Below are 18,253 nucleotides of genomic sequence, written 5' to 3'. Positions count from 1 at the left end.
ACCCCCGAATCACCTTCATACAGGGGCTACCCCGGAGATAACAAAGCCCGCGTTGTGGGCTCCATAAAGTGGAAACCACCACGCGGGTTTGCTGAATTTCTACCCTGTGCGATTAGTCGCGGTACAGCAGCAGCGCGTCACCCTGGCCGCCGCCACCACAGAGCGACACACCAGCGCGACCCGAACCGCGACGGTTCAGCTCCATCGCAGCGGTCAGAGTCAGGCGGGCACCGGAGCAGCCGATTGGGTGGCCGAGAGCAATCGCGCCACCGTGGATGTTGGTCTTCTCCAGCGGGTAGTCCAGCTCGCGTAGAGACTTGACGGCCACTGCACCAAAAGCCTCGTTGATCTCGATGAAGTCGAGCTCCTGCGTCTCCCACTCAGCGCGACGCAGGGCTTCCTTCAGGGAGTCCGACGGCTGCGCGTGCAGGGAGTTATCCGGACCTGCGGTCTGACCGGCCTTGCCCACAACTGCAAGGTAGTCCAGGCCGTGCTTCTCCGCGTAGGCACGCGATGCCAGCACGACTGCTGCGGCACCGTCGGAGATTGGTGAGGAGTTACCGGCAGTGATGGTGCCGTTTTCCTTCAGGAAGACCGGGCGCAGCTTGGCCAGGGTCTCCACAGTGGTCTCCGGGCGAATGCCCTGGTCGGTGTCGACACCTACCGGGTCACCCTTGCGCTGCGGAATCTCGATTGGAGCGATTTCCTGCGCGAAAATTCCGTCTTCCTGCGCCTTGGCTGCACGCTGGTGAGAAGCGGCCGCAACTTCGTCCTGCTGCTCGCGGCTAATGCCGAGGTCGCTGTTCGGACCGTCGGTAAGCGTACCCATGGACACACCATCGAAGGAGTCGACCAGACCGTCGCGCTCCAGGGTGTCCTCCAACTTCAGCGCGCCGAAGGACTTGCCCTTGCGAACACCGCGAGCGACGTGTGGGGCATGCGTCATGGACTCCTGACCGCCTGCGACGACGACGTCTGCGTCACCGAGACGAATCATGCGAGCAGCGTGAATGACAGCATTCAGGCCGGAAAGGCAGACCTTGTTGACAATCTCGGCGGTCGTATTCCACGGCAGACCTGCCTTGATGGCGACCTGACGAGCCGGGTTTTGGCCAGCACCTGCGAGAATCACCTGTCCAAGAACGATGTGCTGAACCTCTTCCGGAGCCACACCGGAGCGCTCGATAGCGTGCTTGACCGCATGCGCACCCAGGTCGACGGAAGTCAGCGGTGCCAGCTGGCCGAGCAGCTTGCCCTGCGGGGTGCGGGCACCAGCGAGGATAACGACATCATTCGGGCTGGGAGCTGGAAGGTTACTCATTGATGGATTCTCCTAAGTAAAAATCTGATGAGCGTGGACTGACTGCGAGTGCTGCATACTTTGATGTATTTAATTTTCGAGGTCAACCACGTATGCGGCTTCGGTGTTGGCCTCGATATCAGCCAGCGTCACCCCGGGTGCCAGCCTGCGCAGCACCAGGTGATCATCAGCGACATCGAAGCTTCCCAGGTTGCTAATAATCCTTTTCACTACTTTCGCACCTGTGAGGGGCAGTTCGCAGGCTTTTACCAATTTTGGTTTGCCATCTTTGGAAACATGGTCGGTCAAAACCACCACTCGAGGGGTACCTGCAACCAAATCCATCGCGCCGCCCATGCCCTTGACCATCTTTCCCGGAATCATCCAGTTGGCCAGATCACCGCACTGACTGACCTCCATCGCGCCCAGCACAGCCATCTTCACGGCACCACCGCGAATCATGCCGAAGCTGGTAGCGGAGTCGAAGATTGCCGCGCCCGGCACCAACGTCACCGTCTGTTTGCCCGCGTTGATGAGGTCGGCGTCCTCGTCGCCCTCATACGGGAAAGCCCCCATGCCCAAGATGCCGTTTTCGCTCTGTAGCAAGACTCGCACGCCTTCAGGAATATGGTTTGCTACCAGCGTCGGAATGCCGATTCCCAGATTCACGTAGTCGCCATCGCGCAGTTCTTCGGCGGCCTGCTGTGCCATTTCGTCACGGCTCCAGCCCTTGTCCAAGATTGTCGTCGTCGGTGCCATTTAAATCTCCTCCCCTACTGCCGCGTCACCGGCATCGTGGCTGGAATCGGTGTTGCGTGGCCGGGTTGTGCGTTTTTCAATGAGCTTCTCGCGGCCGTCACCGCGGACGACGTGTTGGATATGAACTCCCGGAGTCATCACAAGATCCGGATCAATCTCACCGCGCCCCAACAAGTGCTCCACCTCGGCAACGGTTACCCTTCCCGAGGCCGCGCACAGAGGATTGAAATTCTGCGCTGTCCGGCGATAGACGAGGTTGCCGTCGATATCACCGTTGTAAGCGTGGACCAGGCCGATGTCGGCAACGATGCCGCGCTCTTGCACGTAGGTTTGTCCGTCAAAGTCGGCGTGGGGCTTGCCCTCTGCAACGAGCGTACCGACGCCAGTTGCGGTGTAAAACGCGGGAATACCTGCCCCACCTGCGCGAAGCCGCTCAGCCAGAGTTCCCTGAGGGGTGAACTCCACCTCGATTTCGCCTTCGAGATACTGGCGGGCAAACTCCTTGTTCTCGCCGACGTAGGAGGCCACTACCTTTGCCACCTGCTTGTTCTCCAGCAGAATGCCAAGTCCCTTGCCGTCGATGCCCATGTTGTTGGACACGATGGTGAGGTCCTTTGCTCCGGAATCACGCACACCTTCGATGAGGGTGTACGGCACACCGCAGAGACCGAAGCCGCCCACTGCCAGGGTCATTCCATCAGTGACGAGGCCTGCGACAAGCTCGCGGCCGGTCTGATCAGTTGTTTTGGACATTGCTCTACACCCATCCCAGGATGCGCGGAGCCATCTCACGCATCTCGACCTTGCGGACCTTGCCCGACGCGGTCATCGGGAACTCCTCGACGACGTGGACGTAGCGCGGAATCTTGTGACGCGACAGCTTGCCGTGGGCAAAGGCCGCCACATCGTCAGCGGTGAAGTCTTCCACATCGTCGTGCAGAATTACCCATGCCATAATCTCTTCGCCGTACTTGTCATCCGGCACACCGATGACCTGCGCATCGACGACAGCCGGGTGGGTGAACAGGAACTCTTCAATTTCGCGCGGGTAGATGTTCTCACCGCCACGGATGAGCATGTCCTTAATACGTCCGGTGATGGACAGGTAGCCCTCGTCGTCAAGCACACCCAAGTCGCCGGTGTGCATCCAGCCGTCGGCGTCGATGGCCTCGGCGGTCTTTTCCGGGTGCTCCCAGTACTCCTTCATCACGGAGTAGCCACGGACAACGACCTCGCCCTGTTCACCTCGTGGTAGGGTCTCGCCGGTTTCTTCACAGATGATGCGAGCTTCTAGGTGCGGCATGATCTGCCCGACGGTGTTGACACGCTTTTCCAGCGGGGAATCCGCGCGGGTCTGGAAGGACACCGGAGAGGTCTCCGTCATGCCGTAACAGATGGCAATCTCGCGCATATTGAGTTTGTCCATCACATCACGCATGGTCTTCGACGGGCAGGAGGTACCTGCCATCACACCTGTGCGCAGCAGCGACAGGTCGTAAGGGGATCCGTATTCCTCCTGATCATGAGCTTCTTCAAGCTCATTGATGAACATCGTCGGCACGCCGTAGAGGCTGGTGGCCTTGGCCGAGTGCACAGCCTTGAGTGTTTCACGCGCCTTAAACGACGGGGCCGGGATGACAATAGCGGCACCGTGAGTGAAGGCGGCGAAGGTGCCAATCACCATGCCGAAGGTGTGGAAGAACGGCACCGGCACACAGATGCGGTCGGTCTCGGTGTAGCCCAACAGCTCACCGATGAAGTATCCATTGTTCAGCAGGTTGCGGTGCGTAAGCGTAGCGCCCTTGGGAAAGCCTGTCGTGCCCGAGGTGAACTGGATGTTGATTGGATCATCCGGCTTCAGCTGGGAGGTGTACTCGCTCAGGTCGTCGATTTCGCTGTGCATGTGCTCGTACCATTCGGACGAACCGAAGTAAATGACCTTGTCCAAGCGCACACCGCGCTGCTTGGAGGCCTCAATCAGCATGGTTCGGTAATCGGAGTCCTTGTAGCGGCGAGCGGCAAACACCATACGCACACCTGCCTTTTCCAGCACGTAGTTCAGCTCGTGCTGGCGGTAAGCCGGGTTGATGTTGACCAGCACCAGGCCGATGTGGTGGCAGGCGTACTGCACCACGGTCCACTCCCAGCGGTTGGTGGACCAAATGCCGATGCGGTCTCCTGGACGGTAGCCCTCCCGGATGAAAGCGCTGGCCAGGCGCAGAACCCGATTATAGAAACGCTCAAAGGTAAAGGAGACATCCGCGTAGACGTCAACGACGGCGTCGCGGGAAGGGAATTTCTCCACAATCGCACGCAGGTTCTCACCGAGGGTCTCATCGCGAAGTGGAGCGGCACCTTGCTCAATGCCGGCTCCGAACACGTGGCTCATCTTGTTGCCATCGCCATCAACAACATCCTTGCCGTACGGTGCCGGCACAGTGGTGAAGCCCTCCGGCAGCTTCGAAGGATCAGCAGCGCGCTGTTCTGCGTGGTTCTTCAATGTCGCGGTCATGGGGAGACCTCCTTGGTTTTTGAGTGACTCCGCATCGTGCGGAGCGTGTGAGGGAAATGTGTTTAAAAGGGAATAAATCGGTGGCAGTTACCGACCATGGGGGGGGCTAACCGGTTACAGCAGCTCGGCGAGCAATGGCTTCTGCTTGGCGGAAGAGCGGCGCATCCACCATTTGGCCATCAAAGCTGAAGGCACCGGTATTCTTTTCTGCTTCCGCCAAGAGCCGACGCGCCCAGTCGATTTCCTCGTCGCTGGGTCGGTACGCTTGGCGGATTGTTGGGACCTGACCTGGGTGGATGCAAACAGTGGCAGCAAATCCTAACGCCGCGGCATCAGCTGCCTCTGCAGCTAGACCATCGGTGTCGGAGATATTCACGTAAATGGAATCCAGGCTGGCCTTATCGTGCGCAGCCGCCGCCAGGTGAACGTGGCTGCGGGTATGTACCGCTACGCTGCGGTAGCTGCCCGCATGGATACGGCCCGGCGCGAGTGCAGCCTCTGCTTCGCTAAAGCGTGATGACGTTCCCGCCAATCCCGCCACCAGGTCCTCTGCGCCCCAGAACAGTGCAACGACACCATCGGCCTGCGCCAGCTCTTCGGCGCGCATGACCCCAAGCGGAGTTTCAATAAGGGCAATGACCTGGGTCTTCTCCCCCAGTGCCGCTACCAACTCATCCACTTGCTGAGCCGAGGAAGCCTTGGGCAGCATCACCTGGCGGAAAGCGGTGCCACGCAGCATGTCAATATCCGCTGCGTAGTCCTCAACCTCCGGTGGATTAACACGCACAATCGTGCGGGCCGGATCAAGGTCGCAGGATGCGATCGCCTCGCGGGCAGCCTCACGGTTTTCTGTGCGACAGCCATCCTCCAGGTCAAGAATCACCATGTCGGCACGGTCAGCGGCTTTGCCAAACCGCTCGGGTCTGTCAGCCGGCGCAAACAGAATTGCAGGGCCTAGCGGCTGCCAAGAGTTATGCGTAGACATGGCCACTCACTTCCCCGCTGAGGCTGCATTCTCGGAGCCGTCGTCAAGCGAAATCGGTGAGCATTGGACGAGAGTGGAGCGAACAGCGCGGCAGACGACGGCGCCGTCCTGGTTACGGCCGATGTGCTCGAGCTCGACAATGCCCTGGTTAGGGCGGGACTTGGACAGGCGCTTGTTGCGACAGACGGTCTCCGCGTACAGCGTGTCGCCGTGGAACATCGGGGCGGGAAACGCCACTTCGGTGAACCCGAGATTGGCGACGATGGTGCCGAGCGTCAGCTGCCCGACGGACAGTCCCACGACCGTCGAAAGTGTCCACATGGAGTTGACCAGCCGCTCGCCGCCGAATCCCGGCTGCTGGCTCGACCAATGCGCATCCAGGTGCAGTGGCTGGGTGTTCATGGTCAGCGTCGTGAAGAGGACGTCATCGGTTTCAGTGACAGTTCGCCCCGGGCGATGCAGGTAACGCGCGCCAACCTCGTACTCTTCGAACCACAGTCCGCGCTGGACGACGTCGCGGGTGATGTCGGTTGCGTTGTTGTCAGCCATTTTTACAGCCCCAATCCGCGTGCGATTAGCATGAGTTGGACTTCGGTGGTGCCCTCGCCGATCTCCAGAATCTTGGAGTCGCGGTAGTGACGTGCCACGCGGTATTCGTTCATGAACCCGTATCCACCGAAAATCTGCGTCGCGTCACGGGCGTTGTCCATCGCGGCTTCGGAGGCGATCATCTTGGCGATGTACGCTTCACGACGGAAATCTGCGCCCGCGGCCATCTTTGCGGCTGCGTCGTACCACGCCATCCGTGCGGCATGCGCACGCGCTTCCATTCGAGCAATCTTGAAGGAAACTGCCTGGTACTCACCGATTGCACGGCCCATGGAGTGACGTTCCTTGGCGTGGCGAACCGACTCATCGACACAGCCCTGCGCAGCACCGGTGGCAAGTGCCGCGATTGCGACACGGCCCTCCGCCAGGATGGACAGGAAGTTCGCGAAGCCGCGACCACGGGTACCCAGCAGGTTTTCCTGCGGGACGCGGACATCGGTGAAGGTCAACGGGTGGGTGTCGGAGGCATTCCAACCGACCTTGTCGTAAGCCGGTTCCGCGACAAAACCCTCCGTGCCGCTTGGCACGATGATGGTGGAAATCTCCTTCTTGCCATCTTCCTTCTGGCCAGTCACTGCGGTGACGGTAACCAGCGAAGTGATGTCGGTACCGGAGTTGGTGATGAACTGCTTGGCACCGTTGATGATGAAATCGTCGCCGTCCTCACGGGCGGTGGTGCGCGTGGCACCGGCATCGGAGCCCGCATCCGGCTCGGTCAGACCGAAACCGGCGAGCTTCTTGCCAGCAGTCAGGTCCGGCAGGTAGGTCTGCTTCTGCTTGTCATTACCGAAGTGGAAGATCGGCATGGCACCTAGGCCAACGCCCGCTTCCAGGGTGATAGCGACCGACTGATCGACCTTAGCCAGCTCCTCCAGAGCGATACCGAAGGACAGGTAGTCGCCACCCATGCCGCCAACTTCTTCGGGGAATGGCAGACCAAACAGCCCCATCTCCCCCATCTGGGCAACAATCTCGTAGGGGAAGGTGTGGTTGCGGTCATGCTCAGCGGAAACCGGATCAACAATTTCGTTGGCGAATTCGCGAACTACCTTCTGCAGTTCCACGTACTCGTCGTCGAGGATGGCGGTTGCAATCTTGGTGCTTTCAGACATGGTGAGTGCTCCTTGAAGTTTTTGTAGGTGTGGGACCTAGTAGGTCTAAATCGGGTTATGCGGTGTGCGTGCGCTGTGCTTTGTGTGTTGTGCTGCGGGCTGTTTTTGAATGCTGTGCGAGCCGTTAGTCCTCTGCTTCGGCCACCGTGATGACGGCCAACTGCTGGTCACCGGCGACTTGCTCGCCCGGCGCGACGGAAAAGCTGACCTCACCGGCAATTTCGGCGGTGAGGGTGTGTTCCATCTTCATGGCCTCCATGACCAACAAAGCATCACCGACTTCAACGCGGGCTCCCTCATCAACCGCCAACGCGATAATCGCGCCGGGCATCGGAGCTTGGATGACTCCCGAGCCTCCGGCATCGGCTTCGGCTCCGGTGGTGACTACCTCGGTGCGAGGCAGCACCCACGTGCCGTGAGCACCGGCGACGACGTACTCTTCATGGTTCGCTGAACCCGCATTGTCGATGGTCTCGACCAGGAAGTGCTGTGCGACTCCGTCACGGACGATGCGCAGATGTTCCCCGTCGCGGTAGACCGAAACTTTGTAGTTCCGCGGCTGCGGGACGTCGATATCTTCGTTCTCCGCCTCGGCGGACAGACCTGCGACCACATCTCCAACGATGACGTCGGCGCTCGCCGGTGTGCCCACAATCGAGATCAAACGCGAGTCCTCCCCCGTTCCGAAACGGATACGCTGCGCGGCAGGGGTGCTGGCACGCCAGCCATCCGGGGTCAGCCACGGCGAGTCGATGGCTTGTTCAAAGCGGGAAGTCAGCCAGTCCATCGCGGCGGCGAGGTAAACATCATCCGGCGTTTCGGAGGTGGCGAAGCCTTCCGCAACGCGGTCGAGCAGTCCGGTATCAAGATCTCCGGCACGTACCTCGGGGACGTTTAGTAGGTAGCGGCAAAAATCGACATTGACTCCGACACCAGCCACAACGGTGTCTCCCAGTGCTCGGTCCAGCCGCTCGAGTGCCTGTTCACGGTTTTCGCCATGGGAGATGATCTTCATCAACATCGGGTCATAGAGGGAAGAAACCTCAGAACCGTCGACAATGCCGGAATCCACCCGGATTCCCACCCCGCTCGGCTCGACGACACGTGTCACCGTGCCACCAGTGGGCAGGAATCCCGCTGCCGGGTCTTCGGCATAAACGCGAGCTTCAATCGAGTGACCGGTGAGAGTCACGTCTTCCTGGATAACCGGCAGTGGGCGTCCCGAAGCAATGTCAACCTGCAGCGCCACCAGATCTAGGCCGGTGACCTGCTCAGTCACGGGGTGCTCAACCTGCAGGCGCGTGTTCATCTCCATAAAGAAGAATGACGACGGGTCCTTCGCCGGCACAATGAACTCCACGGTGCCCGCGCCGACATAGCCAACCGAACGGGCCGCGTCACAGGCCGCTTCACCAATTGCGCTTCGCGTTTCCTCATCCAGCAGAGGGCTCGGCGCTTCCTCGATGACCTTCTGGTGACGTCGCTGTAGCGAGCACTCACGCTCGCCCAGGTGGATCACATTGCCGTGTTTATCTGCGAGAATCTGCACCTCGATATGCCGCGGGGTGTCGACGAAGTGCTCGATGAACAGGGAATCATCGCCGAAGGCACCCGCCGCTTCACGACGGGCTGTCGCGAGCGCAGCCGGCAGGTCAGCAGCGTTTTCTACGCGGTGCATACCTTTACCGCCACCGCCTGCCGATGGCTTAATCAGAACTGGAAAGCCAATCGATGGGGCTGCCTCGATGAGGTCCTCGTCGCTAAGCCCTGGACGCGACAGACCCGGCACGGTGGGAACATCGCGGGCTTCGACGGCGGCGCGGGCCGAGATTTTGTCGCCCATGGTGTTAATAGCGCTGGCCGGCGGGCCAATGAATTCGATACCCGCTTCCTCGCAGGCGGTGGCGAAGTCTGCGTTTTCAGAGAGAAAGCCGTAACCGGGGTGGATTCCATCTGCGCCGCAGCGACGAGCGGCATCGATAATCTTGTCGATGACTAGGTAGGACTCGCGAGCCGGGGATGGACCAATATGGATGGCCATATCCGCCATGCGGACGTGAGGGGCATCGGCATCGGCATCCGAGTAGACCGCGACGGAGCGAATTCCATTGTCGCGAAGGGTTCGGATAATTCGGCAGGCAATCTCTCCTCGGTTTGCGACCAATACGGTACTCAGGCTGCCGCCAGCTGCGTGGGGCTGCGTGTTGTGCGCTGTCATGTGCCCTTTCGTTTCCTTTCCAGAAAATGCGGTGTCGAGAGTTTTTAGCTGGTTGCTACATGCGGAAGACGCCGAAGCCCTGTTCATCCAGGGGTGCGGCACTTGCCACCTCGAGAGCCATGCCAAGAATTCGGCGGGTATCTGCGGGATCGATGACACCGTCATCCCACAGGCGAGCCGATGAGTAATAGCAGTGCGACTGGCGTTCAAACTGCTCACGGATTGGTGCTTCAAACTCCTTCTGCTCCTCCTGTGACCAGTTCTCGCCTGAGCGTTCAATCTGGTTGCGGCGAACCGTCGACAACGTCATCGCCGCCTGCGGACCACCCATGACAGAAATGCGAGCATTCGGCCACATCCAGAGGAAGCGCGGCGAATATGCGCGCCCACACATGGAGTAGTTGCCGGCACCGAATGCGCCGCCGATGACGACGGTAAACTTGGGCACGCGGGTGGTAGCCACGGCGTTGACCATCTTGGCGCCGTGCTTTGCAATACCACCGGCCTCGTATTCGCGACCAACCATGAAGCCCGTGGTGTTCTGCAGGAAAACCAGTGGGATGCCACGCTGGTCACACAGCTCGATGAAGTGTGCCCCCTTCTGAGCGGACTCTGCAAAGAGAATGCCGTTGTTGGCGATAACGCCAACGCGGTGACCGTGAATGCGGGCGAAAGCAGTGACCAAAGTTGTACCGAATTCGGCCTTGAACTCCTGGTACTGGCCACCGTCAACGATGATTTCGATGACCTCGTGGACGTCGTAAGGCACTTTGGCATCGACGGGGACGACGTCGTAGAGATCGGTCTGGTTGCGAGTCGGCGCGACGGTGGGTTCTGTGTCCCACGGAACTTCCGGGTCTTTGGGAAGCGTTGCGACGATATCGCGAACGCGACGCAGTGCATCGACATCGTTGACCGCCAAGTGGTCGGTAACTCCAGACGTCTTGGAGTGCAATTCACCACCGCCGAGTTCTTCCGGCGTGACATCTTCGCCAGTTGCAGCCTTAACCAACGGCGGACCTGCCAGGAAGATGGTGCCCTGGTTTTTCACAATGACCGCTTCGTCGCTCATTGCCGGCACGTATGCGCCACCGGCGGTACAGGATCCCATCACAGCGGCAATCTGCGCAATGCCGCGGGCGGAGAGGTTGGCCTGGTTGTAGAAAATGCGCCCGAAATGATCGCGATCAGGGAAAACTTCATCCTGGTTGAGCAACATGGCTCCACCGGAGTCGACCAGGTAGATGCACGGCAGGTGGTTGAGACTGGCGATCTCTTGTGCGCGCAGGTGCTTCTTAACAGTCAACGGGTAGTACGTACCACCAGAGACGGTTGCATCATTGGCAACGACCAGGCAGCGGCGACCTTCGATGATACCGATGCCCGCGATGACGCCAGCAGCCGGAACCTTGCCGCCGTACATTTCGTGGGCCGCTAAAGGTGCGACCTCAAGGAAGGGACTGCCGGGATCGAGCAGCTGGTTGATGCGCTGACGCGGCAGTAGCTTACCTCGGGAAATATGGCGAGCACGAGCGCGTTCGGAACCACCGCGTGCGGTCGTGCTGAGCAGCTCTTTGAGCTCTGCAACGAGCTCTTCGTGACGCTGCCGGTTGGTCAATGCTGGGGCGTGAGTCATGGGCGAAATACTTTCCGTTAATGACTATTAACTTTCTTGATGGAAAGGTTAATGTGACCCGAGTCACCTCACAATAAATTTTGTTTTCTAGACCACACTTTCACCCCCGTAGACTTCCTGTGCACCATGAGGTACAACCCCATCACCGAGGTCACAACATGTTTCCAACAGAGATGTAAGCTTCTCCTAGAAATCTGTTTCGGGGGTAAATTCAACTGGCTGAGAGCGCCCTGCACCGCACAACAAAGCCGCCTGACCCCACACTGCTGAGCGCAGCAAGGCCAGACGGCAGAAAAATGAATGAAGATTATTGGTTGTTAATCCCTAGAGCAGCTAGGGCCATCTCAAAGGCATTTTCCCTTGTCGCCTCAGGCCCAGCCCATTTGAGCACGTGCCTGGAAGAGTTAATCAACCCAGCGGTGAGCTGGACCTTAAGCTGTGCCTCATCAGAGGTGAGTTCGGGCTGTAGTTCACGCAGCGCATCCACCCATAAGACCATGTAAAGACGCTGCAAGGAACGTACTTTTGCGCTCTGCTCTGGCGCCAGATTTCCGCCTTCTCGTTCCTGGACACGAATGCGATCGGGCTCAGTTACGGCAAAATGCACGTGATGCGCAAGGAGTCCCCGAAGCGTCTCCTCTGGCCCCCAATCATTGCTCTTTGCTCGATCAAGAACTGCTCTTGCACCATCGACGAGTCGGATAGAAATATCAATCAGGATCTGAGCCAACAGCTCATCCTTGCCGCTGAAGTAGCGGTAAAGAGCTGGACCAGAAACGCCGACAGCAGAGCCGACATCCTCCAGCCGAGTCTGGTGGAATCCCCGGTCAGCAATAATCGCAGCAGCAGCGGATAGAATCTCTGCTTCTCGACGCCGTCGTGCTTCGGCTCTACGTGACATAAACCCTTATGTTAAACGTGTTCGAGCTGTTGCGTCTGCGTAATTTTCACCAGTGCCTACCCTCAGCCTGTGTTCACATAGACCACGGCTCGGCGACAGACCCCCATCCTCGCCCCCCTATTTCCACATACTTCCTGGTAGAGAAAAACCGCCGAGATGTCAGTTAGCACCTCGGCGGTTAGCCCCTTAAACCAGTAAGGAATTAGTGGAAGAAGTGGCGAGTACCGGTCATGTACATGGTGACGCCAGCTTCCTTGGCAGCAGCGATGACTTCTTCATCACGGATGGAGCCACCCGGCTGGACAACCGCCTTCACGCCAGCATCAATCAGGACCTGCAGTCCGTCAGCAAATGGGAAGAAGGCATCGGACGCGGCATAGGAACCCTGAGTACGGTTTTCACCGTCGGCAAGCGTATTTGCGCGCTCAACGGCGAGCTTTGCGGAGTCCACGCGGTTGACCTGCCCCATGCCGACGCCGACGGTGGCGTTGTTCTTAGACAGCAGAATGGCGTTGGACTTCACAGCGCGGACGGAGCGCCATGCGAATTCGAGCTCAGCCAGCTCTTCGGCGTTCAAAGCCTCGCCGGTGGCCAGCTCCCAGTTCTCTGGCTTATCGCCCTCTGCCTGGTAGGTATCCGGGTCCTGGGTGAGCAGACCGCCCGAGATGAACTTGTTCTCGGTGGTCGGTGCTTCGTGCTCGGCGACGAGAATGCGCAGATTCTTCTTGGCCTTCAGAACCTCAACGGCACCATCTTCGTAGGACGGAGCGACAATGACCTCGGTGAAGATGTCCTTGACCTGCTCGGCCATCTCAACGGAAACTTCGCGGTTGACGGCGATGACACCACCGAATGCGGACATCGGGTCACATGCGTGAGCTGCGCGATGAGCTGCGGCGATGGACTCATCCGAGACTGCGATACCGCACGGGTTAGCGTGCTTGATGATTGCCACACACGGGCGCTCGTGATCCCAGGCTGCACGCCATGCGGCGTCGGCATCCTGGTAGTTGTTGTACGACATCTCCTTGCCGTTCAGCTGCTTGGCGTTTGCCAGCCCCTTGGTGCCGATGCGGGTCAGGGTTGCCGACTGGTGAGAGTTCTCCCCGTAGCGCAGCGGAGTCGGAGTGGACCCCTCAGCGCCGCCGAGCTGCTCAACAAACCAGTTCGACACAGCTGCGTCGTAATCAGCGGTGTGCAGGAATGCGTCGCGAGCGAACTCACGGCGCTGCTCGAGGGTGAAACCGCCTTCCTTCACGGCGGTGGCGACATCGCCGTAGCGAGCCGGGTCGACGACGATGGCGACCGACGGGTGGTTCTTCGCCGCAGCGCGAACCATCGACGGGCCTCCGATGTCAATCTGCTCCACGCACTCGTCGTAAGAAGCGCCCGAGGCAACGGTCTCACGGAACGGATACAGGTTAACGACAACGAGCTGGAAAGCCTCCACACCGAGCTCCTCCAGCTGAGCCAGGTGGTCTTCCTTGCGGGTATCAGCCAGAATGCCGGCGTGAACACGCGGGTGCAGCGTCTTCACGCGGCCCTCGAGGCACTCCGGGAAACCAGTGAGATCCTCGACCGGGGTCACAGGCACGCCGGCTGCGGCAATCTTGCCCGCTGTGGAACCAGTGGAAACGATTTCCACGCCAGCCTCGTGCAGGTTGCGAGCCAGATCTTCGAGCCCAGTCTTGTCGTAGACGCTAATCAGAGCGCGCTTGATGGGTTTACGCTGCGTGTTGTCGTTGGTCATTTCAGATAAGCCTTTCGTCCGTCACGCTCAATTCCGTGATCGGCAATCGAGTGCAATACATCAACCAGGAGTCGGCGTTCGACAACCTTGATTCGTTCGTGCAGGGTCTCCACCGTGTCGTCGTCCTCGACGGCCACTGACTGTTGCGCCAGAATCGGCCCGGTGTCCACTCCATTATCAACGATATGCACGGTCGTGCCGGTGACCTTCACCCCATAGTCAAGTGCATCCGGTACCGCACGCGCCCCTGGGAAGGACGGCAGCAGCGCTGGGTGCGTATTAATAATGCGATTGCTGTAGGCCTCCACAAATGATGGCCCCAGAATGCGCATGAAACCCGCCGAGACAACGATATCCGGCGAAAAACTGTTCACGGCCTCTAAAACACGAATATCCCAGCCTTCTCGGTCCTTCTTTGCCTCAGCATCGAAAGGCACCTGAAAAGTTGGGATATTGAGGTTTTGAGCCCTCTCCAGCGCCGGACAATCCTTGTCCGAACCAACCGCGACAATCTGAATCTTTTCAGCGTCCAGCAATTCCAGCATCGACTGCAAAAGGGAGCCCAGGCCAGAGGCCAGGACTACGATGCGGAGCTGCTTGCTGGAGGAATTATTGTGCGAAATTTCTGCGACGGGCTGTGCTTCAGTCACGGCGTTTAGCTTACCCAGCCCGGCAGAGACCCCAAATTCCGCTCCCCCTAAGTTGGCTTAGCTCTTTTCGCTTGACGACGGCTCCCCGTCGCCACCCTCATCGGTGGTATCTACTTCGCTCGGGTCTTCTCCGTCTGCGACACCTTCCGCATCTTCTTCAGAGTCGTCAGCTTCTTCAGGGTGTTCAGACTCAGCGCCGGACTTTGATTCATCTTCGGTGGCAGGCTCAGCTTCTGTGGCAGATTCAGCCCCAGCCTCCGCGTCGTCCGCTTCCTCGGCTTCGTCTTCGGAGGTCGCTACGACTTCTCCGTCAACAATCTCCTGCGACTGATCTGAGTCATCGTCGCTCTTGCCAGCATCGCCAGCTTCCTCGGTCTCGGCAGAACCGTCTCCATCTTCTGCAGACTTCGGAGGGAACTTCTCAGCGGTCATTTCCGGAACGTCCTTGTCCCTACCAATTGACGGCACACCGGTCATCGCAACAACCACGATGGCGCCCGGAACAACCAGCCACATCGAACCGAGCAAACCGGTCAGCCACCAGGAGGCGCCAGCCCACCCAAAGATGCCAACCTCACCGCCGAGCAGCCAAGCCAACCCCATGAGGAACACGATCGACCACACGGCGCCGAGAACAACGACAAGGTAGGGCTGCTTCGGTGCAGATTTCTTCAGGAATGTCACGACGCGCCAAGCTGCGACAGCTGGCGGTAGAACAATCAACGCCCCGAAAGCCCAGTGCGCCAGCGACTGAGGCATGGCAGCCAGAATCGGCAGCGGTGGCAGCTGAGCCGGGTGCACTGCGAATAGCCCAGCCTCCGCAGGCCCGAAGGTCGATTTTCCACCTACCAGCACACCGACGGCACCGAAGGCCACATTCGGCAGGTAAAGCAGCGAGAGCCCACTGACCGCAATGCTTTCGCCGGTCGTATCCGTAATCGCAAATGTCGCTGCCAACAACTCTCGATGCCAGATCAGCGAAATCAGCGTTACCGCAACGCCGACCAGCCACAGCCATGCCACGTAGCTGACCGCCAGTCGCGCAGACCCGAGCAACCATTCTGGCAACTTCCGACGTAGCAGCAGTGCACGCAGCAACCGCTGCCCCATCCCCAGCACCAAGGCCACGAGATTTACGAGCAGCGCAGCAGCAATCGCGAGACCGAAACTGGGGGTCTGAACGCGGGGAAACACCTTCGACGCGTCGTAAAGCATGAGCCACGCGATGATGGTGAGAACAATGGGCGTGCCCAGATACGAGCCGACCAACGCCCGCACGTCCTTGATGCTGATGCGGTCAGCGACCTCGCGGCGCACCCGCCAAGCGATGAATGCCACCATCAGCACTGCGGGTAGCGCCGGCGTGAGCCCCAGCGTCGTGCCGTTAAAGCGGAACGGGGCAAGGTTGAACATCATCCACAGCGACGCGATACTCGCTGGAAGCGGCGACATGCCGGCACCACTCACGATGACACCAATCAGCGCCACCGAGATAATGAGCAGCATCACGACGCCGTAAGAGCCGGCAACAGACAGCCCAAACCGGCGCGCACGGGGAGAGTTAATGAAACGACGGAACCCCGAGGGGCGCCCCTTGCGTGACGACGTTCCGGAGCCCCCCGCTTTCATCTTCGTCGTGGTGCCTCGGTTGCTGTCGGCACCGACGCTGCGCGCACCGCCAGTCTGACCGGCCTGCGTGTTCTGCCATGCGCGGGCAGTGCGCTCACTGTGCTCGCTGCGGACGCTACGGGAACCCCCGCCGCTGCCACCGGCACCGGTGCGGCTTCGCCGATTTCGATCGCTACCGGAGGAACCTCTCCGCGAATCCGCGCCTTTCACAGTGACATCGTCCTTCCCGCGTCTAATCATTGACAGCTGATTGCCCACCTATATAGATAGGGTGCCACGCAAGGGTGCGTCACAGCCATGGCCATATAGTGCCATACATACAACGCCTCTTTGTTTAGGCATTGCAGAGTCTAATTTGAAGGTACGGATCCCAGGACGGACGGTATCCGTTGAGTCCGATCTCCTCCGCTGCCCCCCCCCCCAAAGTGGCTTCGCCGTTGGTTTCCATTTGTCAACGTCGATGGGTTACCTTTTGTCACCCCCGCTACCACACCCTTAGTTCACCCGGAAACTACTTGCCAATCTCCCTACCCGCCCCCTCGATTAAGGGGCATCCGTCATAAATCCCCTGGCAACACACCGATTGCGCTTCACCGGATCCGTGATACACGACAACAGCCCCACAGTTACAGCACGGCTCTATTGAACTGAAACTGACAAATTGGTGAACAAGTTCTCTAAATATGAGTTGCTTGCCCTATATCGAACCGTTATTATCGCAGAAGTTAGATAACAGTTGGGTTACAAAGAGTTTCGTTGGCAGGGAGATTGAAGTGACGTTTTTCAATGCTCGTCGCGGAGGCGGAAAGCACCGCAAGGTAGAGGTTTCCGCAACTTCTCGCGCAGCACTGGTCGCGCTGTCCGCATCGACGATCGCTTCTTCCAACGCGGTCGCCCACGCAGCCGAGACCGAGAATAAGGCTCCGGAGAACTCAGCTTCGACTCAGACCCGCGCTGCTCAGCCGAAGAACAATGCTCCGATGGTGCTGGCCTCCAGCTCCTTCAATCCGAGCACTAACCTCAGCGACCACCTCGCTACGGCGTTGCAGTACAACCAGGAGCGCGTTGCTCGCGATCAAGCTGCTCGTGCTCCTAAGCTCTCCATCCCGACCGTGGGGCTGCTGACCTCACCGTTCGGTCCACGCTGGGGAAGCTTCCACTACGGTGTCGACCTGGCCAACGTGACCAACACCCCAATCATGTCGGTCATGGATGGCACTGTTATCGATGCAGGCCCGGCTCAGGGCTACGGCCAGTGGATTCGCGTTCGCCATGACGACGGCTCAGTTTCCGTCTACGGCCACATTGAGTCCATCTACGTCGCTGTCGGCGAAGCTGTCCGAGCTGGCCAGGTCATCGCCGGTATGGGTAACCGCGGCTTCTCTACAGGTACTCACCTCCACTTCGAAATCCACCCGGATGGCACCACCCCGGTCGACCCGGTGACCTGGTTCATCCAGCGTGGTCTGAGCCTGAACTAATCAGGTATCGGCGCAGGTGAGAACCGGCCTGGCCACTCTAAGCCAGCCCTGCGCTTTGTGCTTATGTGCCGGACACTCTGTGCATCCGCGAGTGAGAGTCTCTTCTCAGCAATTTTCCAGAAACCGGCATCACCGCCGGTACTGGGGATTTACTCTTGGCACATGGGCGAAACTCAAACATTCCGCATGTGGAAGAAGTTGGCTGCGACTCCGGTCGTCGGCAAGCGTTTATTTTCTTTAACCGCCGCATTGACGGCGCCATATTTCCGCACAATTTGCCCCAGGCTAGAGACTATGCAGCCTGGACTGGCGGTAGCGCACATGCCCGCCTGGTGGGGCGTGCGCAATCACATTAAGTCCGTGCATGCGATTGCAGCGTGTAACCTCGCTGAATTCGCGATGGGCATGCTCTGTGAGGCCAGTGTGCCGACGACGCACCGCTGGGTGCCAAAGGGCATGACGACAAACTACAAGCGTATCTCGGTTGGCGGCCTGACGGCCGTGGCCAAGGCTGAGTTGCCGGACTTCTCCACCATCACCCCAGAGACCGGTGGTGTGGATCTCCCCGTCCACATCGTGTTGACCGATGCCAATGGCACCGAGGTGCAAGATGCCACTATCAACTGCTGGGTGACAGCGAAGAAGCCGAAATAGCGACAAGCGGGCTAATTACTAGCGAGTGGGGGCGGAACCTCCCTCCAGCTAGCCCCC

Annotated in this window: 15 protein-coding genes; 2 read left to right on the top strand and 13 right to left on the bottom strand. The window is 59.4% G+C overall.

Annotated elements, in window-relative coordinates:
- Positions 1-112: 112 nt before the first annotated feature.
- The 13 genes from ADA16_RS08370 to ADA16_RS08310 form a co-directional block, all read right to left on the bottom strand.
- The gene (locus tag ADA16_RS08370; RefSeq protein WP_048760834.1) at positions 113-1,321 is read right to left on the bottom strand and encodes an acetyl-CoA C-acetyltransferase; all 1,209 of its coding nucleotides are present in this window, start codon (positions 1,319-1,321) and stop codon (positions 113-115) included.
- Between the two features lie 69 nt (positions 1,322-1,390).
- Complete coding sequence (locus ADA16_RS08365; RefSeq protein ID WP_048760832.1) at positions 1,391-2,059, bottom strand: CoA transferase subunit B; 669 nt, start codon at positions 2,057-2,059, stop codon at positions 1,391-1,393.
- A complete protein-coding gene (locus ADA16_RS08360) occupies positions 2,060-2,812 on the bottom strand; it encodes a CoA transferase subunit A (protein WP_048760830.1) in 753 nt (250 codons plus the stop codon).
- A 4-nt stretch (positions 2,813-2,816) separates the two neighbouring features.
- The gene (locus ADA16_RS08355) at positions 2,817-4,571 is read right to left on the bottom strand and encodes an AMP-binding protein (RefSeq protein WP_048760828.1); all 1,755 of its coding nucleotides are present in this window, start codon (positions 4,569-4,571) and stop codon (positions 2,817-2,819) included.
- A gap of 106 nt (positions 4,572-4,677) precedes the next feature.
- On the bottom strand, positions 4,678-5,556 hold the full coding sequence (locus tag ADA16_RS08350; RefSeq protein ID WP_048761002.1) for an HpcH/HpaI aldolase/citrate lyase family protein: 879 nt from the start codon (positions 5,554-5,556) through the stop codon (positions 4,678-4,680).
- A gap of 6 nt (positions 5,557-5,562) precedes the next feature.
- Positions 5,563-6,105 carry a MaoC family dehydratase gene (locus ADA16_RS08345; protein WP_048760826.1) on the bottom strand — a complete coding sequence of 181 codons (543 nt, stop codon included), beginning with the start codon at positions 6,103-6,105 and terminating at the stop codon, positions 5,563-5,565.
- A 2-nt stretch (positions 6,106-6,107) separates the two neighbouring features.
- The gene (locus ADA16_RS08340; protein WP_048760824.1) at positions 6,108-7,277 is read right to left on the bottom strand and encodes an acyl-CoA dehydrogenase family protein; all 1,170 of its coding nucleotides are present in this window, start codon (positions 7,275-7,277) and stop codon (positions 6,108-6,110) included.
- 124 nt (positions 7,278-7,401) lie between these two features.
- The gene (locus ADA16_RS08335; protein WP_048760822.1) at positions 7,402-9,495 is read right to left on the bottom strand and encodes an acetyl-CoA carboxylase biotin carboxylase subunit; all 2,094 of its coding nucleotides are present in this window, start codon (positions 9,493-9,495) and stop codon (positions 7,402-7,404) included.
- A gap of 55 nt (positions 9,496-9,550) precedes the next feature.
- On the bottom strand, positions 9,551-11,131 hold the full coding sequence (locus tag ADA16_RS08330) for a carboxyl transferase domain-containing protein (RefSeq protein WP_048760821.1): 1,581 nt from the start codon (positions 11,129-11,131) through the stop codon (positions 9,551-9,553).
- Positions 11,132-11,438: 307 nt separating this feature from the next.
- Positions 11,439-12,032, bottom strand: coding sequence for a TetR/AcrR family transcriptional regulator (locus ADA16_RS08325; RefSeq protein WP_048760819.1), 594 nt, complete (start codon positions 12,030-12,032; stop codon positions 11,439-11,441).
- 202 nt (positions 12,033-12,234) lie between these two features.
- Positions 12,235-13,782, bottom strand: coding sequence for a bifunctional phosphoribosylaminoimidazolecarboxamide formyltransferase/IMP cyclohydrolase (gene purH, locus ADA16_RS08320; protein ID WP_048760816.1), 1,548 nt, complete (start codon positions 13,780-13,782; stop codon positions 12,235-12,237).
- Positions 13,779-14,432 (bottom strand): phosphoribosylglycinamide formyltransferase, encoded by a 654-nt coding sequence (gene purN / locus ADA16_RS08315; protein WP_048760815.1) that lies wholly within the window; start codon positions 14,430-14,432, stop codon positions 13,779-13,781. The genes purH and purN overlap by 4 nt, the downstream gene beginning before the upstream one ends.
- Positions 14,433-14,489: 57 nt before the next feature.
- Positions 14,490-16,301 carry a DUF6350 family protein gene (locus ADA16_RS08310; RefSeq protein WP_048761000.1) on the bottom strand — a complete coding sequence of 604 codons (1,812 nt, stop codon included), beginning with the start codon at positions 16,299-16,301 and terminating at the stop codon, positions 14,490-14,492.
- A 533-nt stretch (positions 16,302-16,834) separates the two neighbouring features.
- Between ADA16_RS08310 and ADA16_RS08305 the strand changes: the two genes are divergently transcribed.
- Both ADA16_RS08305 and ADA16_RS08300 read left to right on the top strand, forming a co-directional pair.
- On the top strand, positions 16,835-17,542 hold the full coding sequence (locus ADA16_RS08305; protein WP_048760812.1) for a M23 family metallopeptidase: 708 nt from the start codon (positions 16,835-16,837) through the stop codon (positions 17,540-17,542).
- Between the two features lie 162 nt (positions 17,543-17,704).
- The gene (locus ADA16_RS08300; protein ID WP_048760811.1) at positions 17,705-18,196 is read left to right on the top strand and encodes a hotdog fold domain-containing protein; all 492 of its coding nucleotides are present in this window, start codon (positions 17,705-17,707) and stop codon (positions 18,194-18,196) included.
- Positions 18,197-18,253: the final 57 nt, after the last annotated feature.

Source organism: Corynebacterium vitaeruminis, from assembly GCF_001054325.1.
In the GTDB taxonomy this organism is placed as follows: Bacteria; Actinomycetota; Actinomycetes; order Mycobacteriales; family Mycobacteriaceae; genus Corynebacterium; species Corynebacterium vitaeruminis_A.
Note: the sequence above shows the minus strand (reverse complement) of the source record. Positions and strands in the feature narration are given on the sequence as shown.

Coding starts and splice junctions, on each gene's coding strand:
- ADA16_RS08300 (WP_048760811.1), top strand. CDS start 17,705: ATGGGCGAAACTCAAACATTCCGCATGTGGAAGAAGTTGGCTGCGACT.
- purH (WP_048760816.1), bottom strand. CDS start 13,782: ATGACCAACGACAACACGCAGCGTAAACCCATCAAGCGCGCTCTGATT.
- ADA16_RS08360 (WP_048760830.1), bottom strand. CDS start 2,812: ATGTCCAAAACAACTGATCAGACCGGCCGCGAGCTTGTCGCAGGCCTC.
- ADA16_RS08350 (WP_048761002.1), bottom strand. CDS start 5,556: ATGTCTACGCATAACTCTTGGCAGCCGCTAGGCCCTGCAATTCTGTTT.
- ADA16_RS08355 (WP_048760828.1), bottom strand. CDS start 4,571: ATGACCGCGACATTGAAGAACCACGCAGAACAGCGCGCTGCTGATCCT.
- ADA16_RS08365 (WP_048760832.1), bottom strand. CDS start 2,059: ATGGCACCGACGACGACAATCTTGGACAAGGGCTGGAGCCGTGACGAA.
- ADA16_RS08325 (WP_048760819.1), bottom strand. CDS start 12,032: ATGTCACGTAGAGCCGAAGCACGACGGCGTCGAGAAGCAGAGATTCTA.
- ADA16_RS08330 (WP_048760821.1), bottom strand. CDS start 11,131: ATGACTCACGCCCCAGCATTGACCAACCGGCAGCGTCACGAAGAGCTC.
- ADA16_RS08370 (WP_048760834.1), bottom strand. CDS start 1,321: ATGAGTAACCTTCCAGCTCCCAGCCCGAATGATGTCGTTATCCTCGCT.
- ADA16_RS08340 (WP_048760824.1), bottom strand. CDS start 7,277: ATGTCTGAAAGCACCAAGATTGCAACCGCCATCCTCGACGACGAGTAC.
- ADA16_RS08310 (WP_048761000.1), bottom strand. CDS start 16,301: ATGATTAGACGCGGGAAGGACGATGTCACTGTGAAAGGCGCGGATTCG.
- ADA16_RS08345 (WP_048760826.1), bottom strand. CDS start 6,105: ATGGCTGACAACAACGCAACCGACATCACCCGCGACGTCGTCCAGCGC.
- ADA16_RS08335 (WP_048760822.1), bottom strand. CDS start 9,495: ATGACAGCGCACAACACGCAGCCCCACGCAGCTGGCGGCAGCCTGAGT.